Annotated in this window: 14 protein-coding genes; all 14 read right to left on the reverse strand. The window is 28.1% G+C overall.

The features are described from left to right. A partial coding sequence (locus tag Q326_RS0103225) for a transposase (RefSeq protein ID WP_026894070.1) occupies positions 1-225 on the reverse strand: 225 nt, incomplete at its 3' end. Positions 226-534: 309 nt separating this feature from the next. Further along, entirely contained in the window at positions 535-1,251 is a 717-nt protein-coding gene (locus tag Q326_RS0103230) for a pseudouridine synthase (protein WP_347876185.1), read from the reverse strand. A gap of 242 nt (positions 1,252-1,493) precedes the next feature. Further along, positions 1,494-2,771, reverse strand: a complete 1,278-nt coding sequence (locus Q326_RS0103235) for an FAD-dependent oxidoreductase (RefSeq protein WP_250160295.1) — start codon at positions 2,769-2,771, stop codon at positions 1,494-1,496. Next, positions 2,764-3,726: a sulfide/dihydroorotate dehydrogenase-like FAD/NAD-binding protein gene (locus Q326_RS0103240; RefSeq protein WP_026894073.1), complete on the reverse strand. Its 963-nt coding sequence runs from the start codon at positions 3,724-3,726 to the stop codon at positions 2,764-2,766. Before Q326_RS0103240 ends, Q326_RS0103235 begins: the two co-directional genes overlap by 8 nt. A gap of 99 nt (positions 3,727-3,825) precedes the next feature. Continuing rightward, positions 3,826-4,938, reverse strand: coding sequence for a D-alanyl-D-alanine carboxypeptidase family protein (locus Q326_RS0103245; RefSeq protein WP_026894074.1), 1,113 nt, complete (start codon positions 4,936-4,938; stop codon positions 3,826-3,828). A gap of 16 nt (positions 4,939-4,954) precedes the next feature. Further along, positions 4,955-5,383, reverse strand: coding sequence for a GerW family sporulation protein (ytfJ, locus tag Q326_RS16495; protein ID WP_034600959.1), 429 nt, complete (start codon positions 5,381-5,383; stop codon positions 4,955-4,957). Further along, the gene (locus Q326_RS0103255; protein ID WP_026894075.1) at positions 5,364-5,984 is read right to left on the reverse strand and encodes a hypothetical protein; all 621 of its coding nucleotides are present in this window, start codon (positions 5,982-5,984) and stop codon (positions 5,364-5,366) included. The genes ytfJ and Q326_RS0103255 overlap by 20 nt, the downstream gene beginning before the upstream one ends. A 90-nt stretch (positions 5,985-6,074) precedes the next feature. Next, positions 6,075-6,614, reverse strand: a complete 540-nt coding sequence (gene scpB / locus Q326_RS0103260) for an SMC-Scp complex subunit ScpB (RefSeq protein WP_026894076.1) — start codon at positions 6,612-6,614, stop codon at positions 6,075-6,077. A gap of 15 nt (positions 6,615-6,629) precedes the next feature. Continuing rightward, a complete protein-coding gene (locus tag Q326_RS0103265; RefSeq protein ID WP_026894077.1) occupies positions 6,630-7,373 on the reverse strand; it encodes a segregation and condensation protein A in 744 nt (247 codons plus the stop codon). Positions 7,374-7,400: 27 nt separating this feature from the next. Next, positions 7,401-8,018, reverse strand: coding sequence for a site-2 protease family protein (locus Q326_RS0103270; protein WP_051531052.1), 618 nt, complete (start codon positions 8,016-8,018; stop codon positions 7,401-7,403). A gap of 22 nt (positions 8,019-8,040) precedes the next feature. After that, on the reverse strand, positions 8,041-9,351 hold the full coding sequence (locus Q326_RS0103275) for a tRNA nucleotidyltransferase/poly(A) polymerase-related protein (RefSeq protein ID WP_026894079.1): 1,311 nt from the start codon (positions 9,349-9,351) through the stop codon (positions 8,041-8,043). Positions 9,352-9,457: 106 nt separating this feature from the next. Then, positions 9,458-10,633 (reverse strand): D-alanyl-D-alanine carboxypeptidase family protein, encoded by a 1,176-nt coding sequence (locus tag Q326_RS0103280; RefSeq protein WP_034600961.1) that lies wholly within the window; start codon positions 10,631-10,633, stop codon positions 9,458-9,460. A gap of 132 nt (positions 10,634-10,765) precedes the next feature. Beyond that, positions 10,766-12,091, reverse strand: coding sequence for a pyrimidine-nucleoside phosphorylase (locus Q326_RS18740; RefSeq protein ID WP_026894081.1), 1,326 nt, complete (start codon positions 12,089-12,091; stop codon positions 10,766-10,768). Further along, the gene (locus tag Q326_RS18745) at positions 12,092-12,919 is read right to left on the reverse strand and encodes a purine-nucleoside phosphorylase (protein WP_026894082.1); all 828 of its coding nucleotides are present in this window, start codon (positions 12,917-12,919) and stop codon (positions 12,092-12,094) included. Positions 12,920-12,921 lie beyond the last annotated feature (2 nt).

Consider the following 12,921-nt stretch of genomic DNA (forward strand, 5'->3'; position numbering starts at 1 on the left):
CTTTGTTTTTAGATTCTTTTGTGTGTGACCATTTCTTCGGTTATTAGTTCTTTTGTTTTTCTTATCTCCTTTGTCATATCCTAGTTCTATATCTAACTCAGCCTCAAGCATTTCCTGTAGAGCATCCTTAAACATTTCTTTAAGGAATGAATGGAGATCATCTGATGTTTTTAAATTTCCCCCTTTAATCATATCTCTTAAAACTTCTTTTGGTAATGTACTCATAACAAAACTCCTTTCTGGTTTAATTATTATTCTAATTATTGCCAGAAAGGAGTAATTTTTTTCACAAAAGCACACATTTTTTTACATTACCTCTAAAAATGCTGAAGATATAAAGGAATTATCAAACTTAGAAGGTGGTTGGGCACCTACTTGTGATTTTGGCGATTGTCCTAATGCACAGTGCTGTTTCAATATTTGTAAATGTATTGTAATAAATATCTGTGATTAAGTTATAAAAAATAAATATATTTATACTAGATTATTTTATACCTCGGATATTGATATCCGAGGTATTTTAAATATTGACAATTATAAGTTTTTCAAATATTCAACTTCTTTTGATGTCAAAAATCTCCATTCTCCTGTTTTCATCTTGTCTATATTCAAATCTCCTATTGCTACTCTTTTTAATTTTATAACTGGATGTCCTATTTTTCCACACATCTTTCTTACTTGTCTATTTTTTCCTTCATGAATAATTATTTTTACCTGAGAATTTTGTCTATAAGTTTCAATGATTTCTATATTTGCTTTTGATGTAACATAGTCTTCGATTTTCAAGCCATTTCTAAATTCATTTAGACTTTTATTATTAGGTATTCCTTTAATTTTAGCAATATATTCTTTATTTATTTCATGCTTAGGATGGGTCAATTTATATGTAAGGTTACCGTCATTAGTTAAAATTAATAGGCCTGAAGTGTCATAATCCAATCTTCCTACTGGATATATCCTTTCATCTATACTTCTAATGAGATCTATAACTGTTGGTCTATTAAACTGGTCTGAAACTGTTGTGACGTAGCCTTCTGGTTTATTAATGATAATATATACATTATTTTTTTCCATTCTAATTATCTTATTATCTAATATGACTACATCTTTATCAGGATCTACTTTTATACCTAATTCAGTGATAGTTTTACCATTAACCTTTACTCTACCTTCTAATATTATATTTTCAGATTTTCTTCTTGAAGCTACTCCACATTTAGCCATATATTTTTGAAGTCTCAACAGAAACACTCCTTTTTCATTTGCATACTACTAATTAAGATATATTAATATCATATGATTGTCAATCGATTTATATTTAGGAATCTCTAAGAGAAATAGTATAGTCCCTTAGGCCAATGACAAAGTTATAAAAATAGTTACTAATCTTAAAGAAAGTTAGTAGTTAACGGTTAGTAGTTATTAGTTCAATGAAGAAATCCATAGGATTTCTACCATCGACTACGAACTACTAACTACTAACTTATATATTTTTAAATCTTTTTATTGTATATATTGTATAACCCTAAATTACAGATTTTATTTTTGATTTCTTTACTTTCTATAATATACAATCCTTTTTCTTTCATTCTCTCAAAATACTTAGAACCAGCAAATGTATATCTATTCTTTATTCCATCTTCAGTACTTATCATTTCATTTCCAAAGGCTATTAAATCTCCAGTACATAATTCCCTTGGTAAGGTCAACAATTTTTTGCCCAATACATGTCTAATACTATTATGTCCAGCTAGCGAACCAGTAACGATTGCCTCTGTATGCCCTACAAAGAGTCCAGATTTTTCTCCTGCACAAAATAGATTTTTTATACCTGTTACCTTCATTGTATTAGTTCTAGGTGCAATAGATAGATATCTTATAGAGTTTCCTATGCCCCCAGAATAAGGGTCTTCAAACCTAGCATTTTCTAACCCTTTAATCTTTCTAAGCTTTTCTAAGGGATAAAAAGGAGTCATCAATTTTGCGTGTCCTGTATCCAGAAGGATTATATTTTTTGCAAATTCTTTTAATGCATATTGTTCACAAACCTTTAAGTTTAGTTTATCTATATTAATATCTTCTTCAGGTACTGGAAGAATAGCTACTCCTTTTTCATTTAATAAATTTCTTAACTCTTCACTTAAAGAGTCTTTATTTAATTTACATGAACCACTAAATGCACCATAGGTTCCATCTTTTCGTTTACCAACCAAATCTACTACTCCTGCCTTTTGACTTATACTAACTCTAGGACCAAAAGTAGGACACCTTAATATACACATAGAGCAACCATTTCCATATTTAGTGCAGTTGCCCATAGGGCCTGTAGAACCAGTGGTATCTATAAATACATCGCCTTCTATAGTATTACCATTATAAAGCACGATATTATTTATTTTATTGTTGTTAGTATCTACATCTACTATCCTAGCATTCAAAAAAATCTTTATTCCCATATCGGCCAAAAGTTTCCTTACTTTTGGCTCAATTTTAGTAACATCATATAGCCATGCGTGATCATGTCCAGGGAAATCTATATTTTTATGTCTACTACAACTGTCAGTTATATTGAATAATTCTTTTGATCCTAAATGTATTGATTCTTCAGCAGCAGTATATCTTCCATTATTTCTCATTATACCGCCAACATTACCAAGACCTAATAACATATCAGTTCTTTCAAAAATAGAAACTTGAGCCCCTGCCTTTTTAGCACTGATTGCAGCTGCGCATCCCGACCAACCACCTCCAACTACTATAACATTAATCAACAAAATCTCCCCCTTTTGTGTTAGCTTTACATGTCCTTATCTTATTACCTTTATCATCTTCAACTATACATGCTCCACAAATACCTTCTCCACAGCAAATTTTATTATTATTTGTATACAATATGGGAACATCAAGATTATATCGCTCTATAATATTTTTCATTTTTTCTTTGAAGCTATTAGAACCTCCTATAAAAATTAAATTAAGTTTTTCAATTTTATTTAGTATAGGAGATATAGATTTATCATAATTATCATAATCTAAGTGAAAAAATGCCACATCTTTATCATCTAAATATTTTTTCATAAAAATTTGTTTTACAATGCCGTTATCTACACCAATAACTATTCTATTATTTTTTTCAATAAGTCTTTGAGCCAGTAAAACAGAAGGCGCTTGAGAAATGCCTCGCACTAAAAACAAAGTAGTTCCTTGATACAGTTTTTTTATATTTTTAATACCTAAAATAGCATTACTAAAAGGACCTGTTAATATTAAATTGTTTTGAATTTTATCAATAGCTTTTGTCTTTATTCCTACAATTCTATATGCTATTTCAATTGTATTTTTTGAAGAATCTACGTGCATTACAGACATAGGAACATTAAAGCTGGAGTTGTCTTTAATATTTCTTATAAAAACATAGCTTCCAGGTTCCCTGATATCTTTAAACCTACTATTATATGCTTTTTGGGGAATTTTAATAGTTAAAATTTTAGTGTATTCATCCAAACTCTCTTTATTTATCAACTTACAAATATATTCTCCTCTTAGATTTTTAGCTTTTTCTCCATTCCACATATATTCATTGTATATACAAGTGCCCGTCCAATTACAATTGCAAAATTTATCACCTCTAATAAGTGAACATACTATACAATCGCCTGTTTCAGCTAAATAACAGGGGCAATAATCAGATCCAGCATCAATACAGTCCATTATTTTTTTTGACATCTGTCCCCCTCCTTTTCTATATATTATTAAGATATTAAAATAATATATATTTGTTACTAAGGAATAATAAAAAATTCCTCGATTTAATTAATCGGGGAATTATATAGATGCAGATATACTATAAATTTTTTCAATCATCCGTTCTATGAAGTTCTTTTTTTCAACAGTCTTTCCAGCAACAATATATACCTTATCTAGAAATTTGTTTTCCATATATATTTTTATATATCCTACCCTATCTCCTTTATATACTGGACAAGAAATGTTTTCATGTATTTTTACATCAATTGTAATCTCTTTTTTTTCTTGCTGGGTTAATGGTACAATAACTTCCTCTTTCACCATAATAGGTAATATTTGTTCATTATCAATATAGATATTTCTAATGAATTGATTTTTGCTCAATATTACTACTGGCCTATAATGTTCAAAACCGTAATCAAACATTCTATAACAATCATTAAACCAATTCCTATCATCTAATACTACAGATATTAACTGCATACGATTTCTTGTGGCACTTGAAACTAGACATCTACCAGCTTTAGTTGTATAGCCAATCTTTACACCATCACCACCATCATATTGCCATAAAGTTTTGTTTTTATTATAAAAGTATTCATTTTTATCCCGATCAGAAGTCCATAATTTAGTGCTTACTATTTCTCTAAATATTTCATTCTTAAGGGCTTCTCTTGAAATTAGAGACAGGTCATATGCTGTAGTATAGTGGTTTTCATGATGTAACCCATGAGGATTTGTAAAATTAGTATTCGTGGCACCTATTTCTTTTGCCCTATCATTCATTAACTTTATAAAGCTATCTGTATCTCCACTAATATGTCGAGCTATTGCTATGGCTGCATCATTTCCTGACCTAAGCATAAGCCCATATATTAAATCTTTAAGGGTAATTTTTTCTCCTTCATATAAATATATGCTAGACCCCTCTATGCCTATAGATTGTGGTTCAATAGTAACTAAATCATTGAGATTTCCCTTTTCTATAGCTATTAATGCAGTCATAATTTTGGTAGTACTGGCCATGGGTAATTTTTGATTACTATTGGAAGAATACAATATTCTTCCCGAATCCCTTTCCATTAAAATAGCAGACCTTGACGATAAAGAAATACTATAACATGTATCTTGACTAAAAATAATTATCCCTAAAAAAATTGTGAATAATATTCTTTTTAATATTTTATTCATATTTATCAAATCCTAGCTAATTACTATTTTCCTGATTTTCAATCGTAACATTGGTATCAGTTTTTTTGTCTTTCTTCATATTTGAAGTGATTTTAGGTATTAACTCAAAGAGATTATTTAATATATTTGTACTATTATCCAATGATAAAAGTTTTATTTGATCATTTCCTACTACAATAAAAGCTACAGGCTGAACTGACATACCTGCTCCTGAACCACCTCCAAATGGAAAATCTGTATTGTCATCTTCTGATATTTTTGGTGTTTTAAGACCATTGTATTGGCCACCACCAGATGCAAATCCCATTGATACTTTTGATATAGGAATAATCACTACTCCGTCAGGAGATTGAACTGGATCTCCTACTATAGTATTAACATCTACCATTTCTTTAAGATTTTCCATAGTTGTAGTCATAAGTCCTTCAATAGGATGATTTGACATTTACTTCACCACCTTTTAATTTAGCCTTTAATACCATGAACATTATAATAATAATATGGACTAATTTTATTTGAATTATACAGTGAAAACAGCTTTTTGTATCTTGTGTGTTAAATATAGGTACTATATCCAATGAGGTATCTACTATATAGTCTTTAAATGTAATATATGCTATAATCCAATGCTTTATAGAAGAAAAGATCCCAAATGCTATCGCTGTATAAGCAGGATTACTTAAAGCTAGATTTGTATGCCAATGTATTTTTTTAATTATAATTTTATCTTGGACATATTTTTTTATGTAATTTAACGTATCTTTTATTCTTTTGATTTTTTGATACATATTGGTAAGTTCTTCTATTGTGTATTTCTTTTTTTCTTTCCTTTCTTTATTTTTTGAAGTATAGATTGTTCTGATTTTTACAGCATTAGAATTTATATCAATTATTTTGAAATTGTATTTAAACTTGATTAAACCATGGAAAAAATATATATGTACACTTATTTTATCTCTTATAATATCTTTTGATTGAATCTCAATCTTTAAAAGAGATATTAAAACAATAGCAAGAATAAATAATATTAGAACTAAATATATCATCCCATCACTCCAAATGTTTTCCTATTATTTATATCTAATATTTATTCTTCCAAAAAAAACAAGAAATAACACATAATTATGTGTTATTTCTTATTCTTTAGTATTAAAATTATCTTCTATAAATTTTTCTATAGAAGGTAATTCATCCAGGCTTTTTAAACCAAAATATTTAATAAAAAAATCCGTGGTACCATAAAGAATGGGTTTCCCTGTTTTTTCCAATCTCCCTACTTCTTTAACCAACTCTTTTTCCATTAAGGTATTTATTGATTTATCACATTTCACGCCTCTAATTCCTTCTATATCAACTCTAGTTATAGGTTGCTTGTATGCTATTATTGCAAGGGTTTCGAGGGCTGCATTTGAAAGGTTTTTATTAGACTTTGGAGCACATAATTTTTTTATAAATTCATAGTGTTCAGATCTAGTAGCTAGTTGATATTTGTCCTCTATTTGAATTATTTGTACCCCTCTTCTATTATAATTAAATTCATCAATCATTTCATCAATTAATTTTTTAATATCCCTTTTTTGTAATTTCAAAATTTCCTTAATATCGTTTATATCTAAAGGTTCTCCCCATATAAATAATAAAGATTCTATTATTGATTTTATCTCTCTATTATCCATTTTATCCTCCTTTATCTATATAGTATTTTCCATTATGAATATATTACCAAAGTTTTCTTGTTGAACTATCTTTATTAGTTTGAGTTTCATTAACTCTAATATAGATATAAACATTACTATGATATTGGCTCTTGACGTATTGTCTTTAAAGCAATCATTAAATTCAACTTGTTTTTTTTCTTTAAGAAGAAGTGTTATTTCATGCATCCCTTCTTCTATAGTTATTTCATCTCTTCTTATTTCCTCTATATTTATTTTTTTATTGTTTTTATTTACTCTTTTTATAACACTATCAAGGGCCTTTATCAAATCACATAGTTTTAGCCCTTCTAATAATTTAGAGGCATCACCATCTTCCACAAAATCATCTATTTCTTCTTTTGGTTTATAAAATATTGTCTTTTGAATTTCTTCTTTTTCTTTTAAATACTTAGCAGCCTCTTTATACTTTTTATATTCCATAAGTCTTCGTACTAACTCTTCTCTAGGATCAGTTTCTTCAAACTCTAATTGAATACCCTCTTTTTCTTGTTTAGGCAAGAGCATTTTAGATTTAATTTCAACAAGGGTAGAAGCCATTACTAAAAATTCACTAGTTATATCTAAATCTAGCTCGTCCATTTTTTCAATATATTCTATATATTGATCAGCAATTTTTGCTATAGGTATATCATATATATCAACTTCAGCTTTTTCAATTAAATGAAATAATAAATCAAAGGGACCTTCAAAGCTTTCTAAAATAATTTTATATTCCAATATTTTGCAACTCCTTTATTATTTATTTTAGAAGAATACAGCTAAAATTTTAAGCAATGTAGAAAAGGTTATATTGATTAATGGCCATAAAATGTAATCCATATATCCTGTGATTAATAAAATTATTAAAATTAGATAGAGATATTTTTCATATTTGTAGAAATATACTTCATATTTAGTAGGTAGTAAGCTAGCAAAAACTTTAGATCCATCTAATGGTGGAAATGGTAATAGATTAAATATGCCTAAAACTATATTATACATTAATATAGTTTTAAATATAGTAAAAGTAATATAATTAGTTAATATTCCACTAGCTAGTATAAAAGCTGAGATTATAGCTAAGACAAAATTAGTTAATGGTCCTGCCAAAGAGACTATAATCATACCTGTTTTTCTTTTCTTAAAATATATGGGGTTTATAGGAACGGGTTTTGCCCATCCAAATTTCACAGTTATTAGTAACATAAATCCAATAGGATCTATATGTTTTATAGGATTTAATGTGAGTCGTCCTTGGTTTTTAGCAGTAGGGTCTCCCATCATATAGGCAGCATAACCATGAGCTAATTCATGAAAGGTTATAGCTATCAATAAGCCGGGCAATAAAAGCAAATTAGATGTTATAAAATTATTTATATCCATAGTATATTTCTCCTTTTTAAAGTTATTTTTCAGATTTAAACTTCAGAATCTCATTATATTTTTTTTGAATTATTTGTATTAGCTCCTTTTTAGTTTTATTTCCATAATTAATGACTTTTTTATTTACATGAGTTAGCAAGATATTATATATAGGACCAGGTTTTATTCCTAGTTTTTTAAGGTCATTACCGTTCAAAAAGACTTTTCTATATCTTAGATCATTTAGATATGATTGTATTCTTTTTAGTACACCTTTTTTATCTTTATTTATAACTAATAAAAACATTATAAAACTAGGGTCATTTAGACTATTTAATACACTATATATATCATAATTACTAGAGTTTTCTCTATTCAATATCATATCTATGTGGGGATATTCATAAATTAAAAAATCTATAGAGGTTTTAATCCTTTTTATGCTGATATTGTTTTTGATAAAATCCAATCTGTTTAAACTCACATTATTTAGTAACAATAATAACTTAACATTGTTATAATTACAATTATTTAATGAAAAGTTTGTTTTAATTTTTTTATAGTTTTTATCTAAATATTTTAGGCATTCTATAATTTTTTCATTTAACAAATTTTTATCTATAAACTCTAATAGATTATAAGATTGAAGTTCTAAGAGGGGTGCATAACAATTCTTTTCTTCTAATATTTTCAACACTTCATTGAATAATCTATCCATACTAACTGTCCTTATATTTTTTTGATTTATTGAATTCAACATCAATTTATCAGTATTGTATTCAATCTTAAATCCCAATCGATTTTTAAGTTTTATGGCTCTATATAATCTAGTAGGATCTTCGATAAAAGAGTTCTTGTGTAAAATTCTTATATATTTTTTATTTATATCTTCAAGTCCCCCTGTATAATCTATCAATTTTGGCCTTTTTATATCTTTAAAATCCATCAACAATGTATTGATTGTAAAATCTCTTCTAAATACATCTTGTATTATTGATGCTTTCATTATACTGGGCAACTTCCCAGGTTCAATGTAAAGTTCTTTTCTAGCCATAGCAATATCTATATTGATGCTATCCTTTTTAATAGACACTGTATTGAAATCTTTAAACATCTTAGCTTGTCCCTTTAATATATAGTTTAATTCATTAATAATATTTGGGGAGAAGATATCTATAACAAAATCTAAATCAAATTCATTTACATCTTTTTTTAACAGCATATCCCTTGGAAATCCTCCTGTTAAATATACATTAAAATTATATTTGACAGATATATTATTTATAATTTCTAAAATTTTCTTTATTTTATTTGGTATATGTCTAGAGTCTAAATCTATAATCTTTTTTACCATTGAACAATCTCCCTAATAATACAATAATTTTGTAAATATAATTAGTAGTCCATAAATAAATTAAAGTGTCTATTTTAATATGAACTACTAATTATTTTATCAACTGTTAATTTGTACTAATATACTTATCATAAATTTTATTTAGCATATCAATGGGATTTGCCTTTGGAATATCTTCATCTATTGTAAGATTAACTTTTCCTAATAATATTTCATTTTCTTTTATCACCATTTCTCCTATTATATCATTAGATTTAAGAGGAGCCTTGATATATTCTGGCAATATAATTTCTTTATCAAATTTTTTGTTGCTTCCTTTTTTTACTAGTACGTATAGATCATCTTTAGCTAAAATATTTACTTTTTCTTTTTTTCCTTTTTCTATAGGTATTTGTTTAATAATATCTCCTTTATTGCATATAAGTGTGGACTCATAGTTTGCAAATCCGTAATCAAGTAACTTAATAGATTCTTTAAATCTATTGTTTGAAGTATCACATCCTAATACTACAGATATTAGATTTAAATTTTCCCGTTTTGCAGAGGCAGCAAGGCAGTAACCAGCACTTTGTGTGAATCCAGTTTTTATTCCATTGGCACCCTTATAGTTTTTTATTAGCCTATTTGTATTAACTAACTGTTGTTCCACATCGTTATTTTTTCCAACATGTATTGTATCCATCCATTTTGTGAGCCATTGATGAACCATAGTATGTTTCAAAAGTTCCTTAGACATTAGAGATATATCATATGCAGATGTGTAATGATTTTCATGGGGCAGTCCTGTAGGATTTTCGAAATTTGTATTTTTCATATTTAAATCCTTTGCTCTGTCATTCATCATTTTTACAAATAATTCATTATTTCCAGCTATATGTTCTCCTAATGCCACAGAAGCATCATTGGCTGATCTTAAACATACTGCTTTTAACAAGTCTTCTACCGTGTTAACACCATTCGGTTCAAGATATACTTGACTGCCTCCCATACTAGATGCATATGGGCTTATAACTACTTTATCTTGTAAAGATATCTTTCCTTGTTCAATAGACTCCATAGTTAATAGAAGAACCATTACTTTAGTTATACTAGCAGGTTCCAATTTTTTATGACTGTCCTTTTCATAAATTACTTTTCCAGTATTAGCATCAACTAAAATAGCTGACTTACAGTTTAGTTCAAAAGGTGTAGATTCCATAGCATAAATATTAGCAATGGATATATTCATAAGTATAATTATTGTAACACATATTATAAAATATTTATTGTTAAATATTTTCAAGTTATCACTTCCTTTATTTTTTAATAATATCTTTCCCTCAGGATTATTAACTTATTCTATAGTCCAAAAACAAAAATAAGCCTCAATAAACAACTAGAAATAGTCGTTTATTGAGGCTTATTTTGTTAAAAGTTAAAATAATTTTATATTATCTTTGTCTATAATCCTCATTATCAATTTTTCTTCTTCAATAGATGTTTTAGATATATCTATGGCATTTTCTAATATATGGATAGATTTTTCTATATTTAGCATATCATTGCCATGAACATATGCCAAAACTTCTCCTTTATTTATTTTGTCAGATATTTTTTTATTTAATACTATTCCTACTGACAAATCAATATTCCCTTCTTTTGTATCTCTTCCAGCACCTAAAGTTAGTGCAGCTTTTCCGATCTCTTCTGCATACATATTTTTGATGTATCCAGAAGCCTGGCTTTTTAATTCTACTATATATTTAGCTTTAGGAAGCAATCCAGTATTTTTTATACATGCTTCATTTCCACCTTGTGCATTTACCATTTCAATGAATTTATTCAATGCACTTCCATCTTTTAATGTTTTAGCTAGCTTATTTTTGCCATCATCAATATTGTTAACTATGCCGCCCAGATATAATAAATATGATCCCAAATTTAAGCATAGTTTAACTAAGTCTTCTGGACCATTATTATTAAGGGTATCTATTGCTTCTTTAACCTCAAGGGCATTACCAACTGCTTTTCCCAAAGGTTGATTCATATTTGATAATAGTGCTATCACTTTTTTATTCATGCGAGTACCTATTTCTACCATAACTTTGGCTAATTGAGATGCTTGTTCTATGGTCTTCATAAAAGCACCATTACCAACTTTAACATCTAATACTATTGCGTCAGAGCCAGATGCTAGCTTTTTACTCATGATACTACTGGCAATCAAAGAAATATTGTCCACTGTCGCAGTTACATCCCTTAATGCGTATAATTTTTTGTCAGCTGGAGCTATATTAGCAGTTTGTCCACATATAGACAATTTTATTTTATTTACATTATTTATAAATTCATTTTTTGTAAGGGCTACATTGAATCCTTTAATAGATTCCAGTTTATCTAAGGTTCCACCAGTGTGACCTAATCCCCTGCCTGACATTTTAGCTACAGGTAACCCACAAGCAGCTACCATTGGTCCTAATACTAATGTTGTTTTGTCTCCTACCCCACCAGTGCTATGTTTGTCTACTTTTATACCATCTATAGAAGATAAATCAACTTGCTCTCCAGAATTTATCATAGCTTCAGTTAAATTAGCAGTTTCCTCCATATTCATTTTGTTTAAAAATATGGCCATTAGTAATGATGAGATTTGATAATCTTCTATATTTCCCTTTGTGTAGCCATTAATAAAAAAATTTATTTCTGATTTAGTTAATGAAAATCCATCTCTTTTTTTCTTGATAATATCATAGATTCTCATCTATAAATACACCTCATTTAATATTCCTTTCACTAATTTTATAAATTTAGGTCTGGTTTTATTGGCAACCTCTACTACTTGTTCATGACTTATGGATTCTATTTCATCTGCAATGGCCATGTCAGTAATACATGATATACCTAACACTTTGATTTTAGAATGATTTGCCACAATAACCTCTGGAACGGTAGACATACCTATAGTGTCTCCTCCTATATTTCTAAGCATTCTAAGTTCAGCTCTTGAGAAGTAATATGGACCACTAACTGCTGCATAGACTCCTTTTTTTACTTCTATTTCTAAATTTTGTGCTACTCTTTCAGCTAAACTAATTAATTCACTATCATAGGCCCTTGACATATCGGGAAATCTTGGTCCCAATTCATTGTAATTTGTTCCTATTAATGGATTATAGCCCATGAAATTTATATGATCTTCTATTAACATTAGGGCTCCTGGATAGAGCTCTTTATTCATACCACCACATGCATTAGTTACTAAAAGCATTTCTATGCCTAATGATTTCATAACTCTTACTGGAAATGTTACTTCTTTCATTGTATAACCTTCATAATAATGAAATCTTCCTTGCATTGCCACAACCTTTTTTCCTTCTAAATAACCAAAATATAACTTGCCTTCATGACCTTCAACAGTAGATATAGGAAAGTTAGGTATTTCTTCATATTTTAATATTATAGGAGATTCTATTTCATTAGCCAATGTTCCCAATCCTGAACCTAATATTAATCCTATATCTGGTTTAAAATCCACTCTATCTTTTAAAAAGTTTTCTGTTTCTTTTATTTTTTCAATTAATGTTTTCATTA

It is taken from the genome of Clostridiisalibacter paucivorans DSM 22131 (assembly GCF_000620125.1).
In the GTDB taxonomy this organism is placed as follows: domain Bacteria; phylum Bacillota; class Clostridia; order Tissierellales; family Clostridiisalibacteraceae; genus Clostridiisalibacter; species Clostridiisalibacter paucivorans.

What these genes read in the sequence shown, in the direction of transcription:
- Q326_RS0103240 (WP_026894073.1), bottom strand. Translation starts at nt 3,726, where the DNA reads ATGTCAAAAAAAATAATGGACTGTATTGATGCTGGATCTGATTATTGC.
- Q326_RS0103245 (WP_026894074.1), bottom strand. Translation starts at nt 4,938, where the DNA reads ATGAATAAAATATTAAAAAGAATATTATTCACAATTTTTTTAGGGATA.
- ytfJ (WP_034600959.1), bottom strand. Translation starts at nt 5,383, where the DNA reads ATGTCAAATCATCCTATTGAAGGACTTATGACTACAACTATGGAAAAT.
- Q326_RS0103255 (WP_026894075.1), bottom strand. Translation starts at nt 5,984, where the DNA reads ATGATATATTTAGTTCTAATATTATTTATTCTTGCTATTGTTTTAATA.
- scpB (WP_026894076.1), bottom strand. Translation starts at nt 6,614, where the DNA reads ATGGATAATAGAGAGATAAAATCAATAATAGAATCTTTATTATTTATA.
- Q326_RS0103270 (WP_051531052.1), bottom strand. Translation starts at nt 8,018, where the DNA reads ATGGATATAAATAATTTTATAACATCTAATTTGCTTTTATTGCCCGGC.
- Q326_RS0103275 (WP_026894079.1), bottom strand. Translation starts at nt 9,351, where the DNA reads ATGGTAAAAAAGATTATAGATTTAGACTCTAGACATATACCAAATAAA.
- Q326_RS18740 (WP_026894081.1), bottom strand. Translation starts at nt 12,091, where the DNA reads ATGAGAATCTATGATATTATCAAGAAAAAAAGAGATGGATTTTCATTA.
- Q326_RS18745 (WP_026894082.1), bottom strand. Translation starts at nt 12,919, where the DNA reads ATGAAAACATTAATTGAAAAAATAAAAGAAACAGAAAACTTTTTAAAA.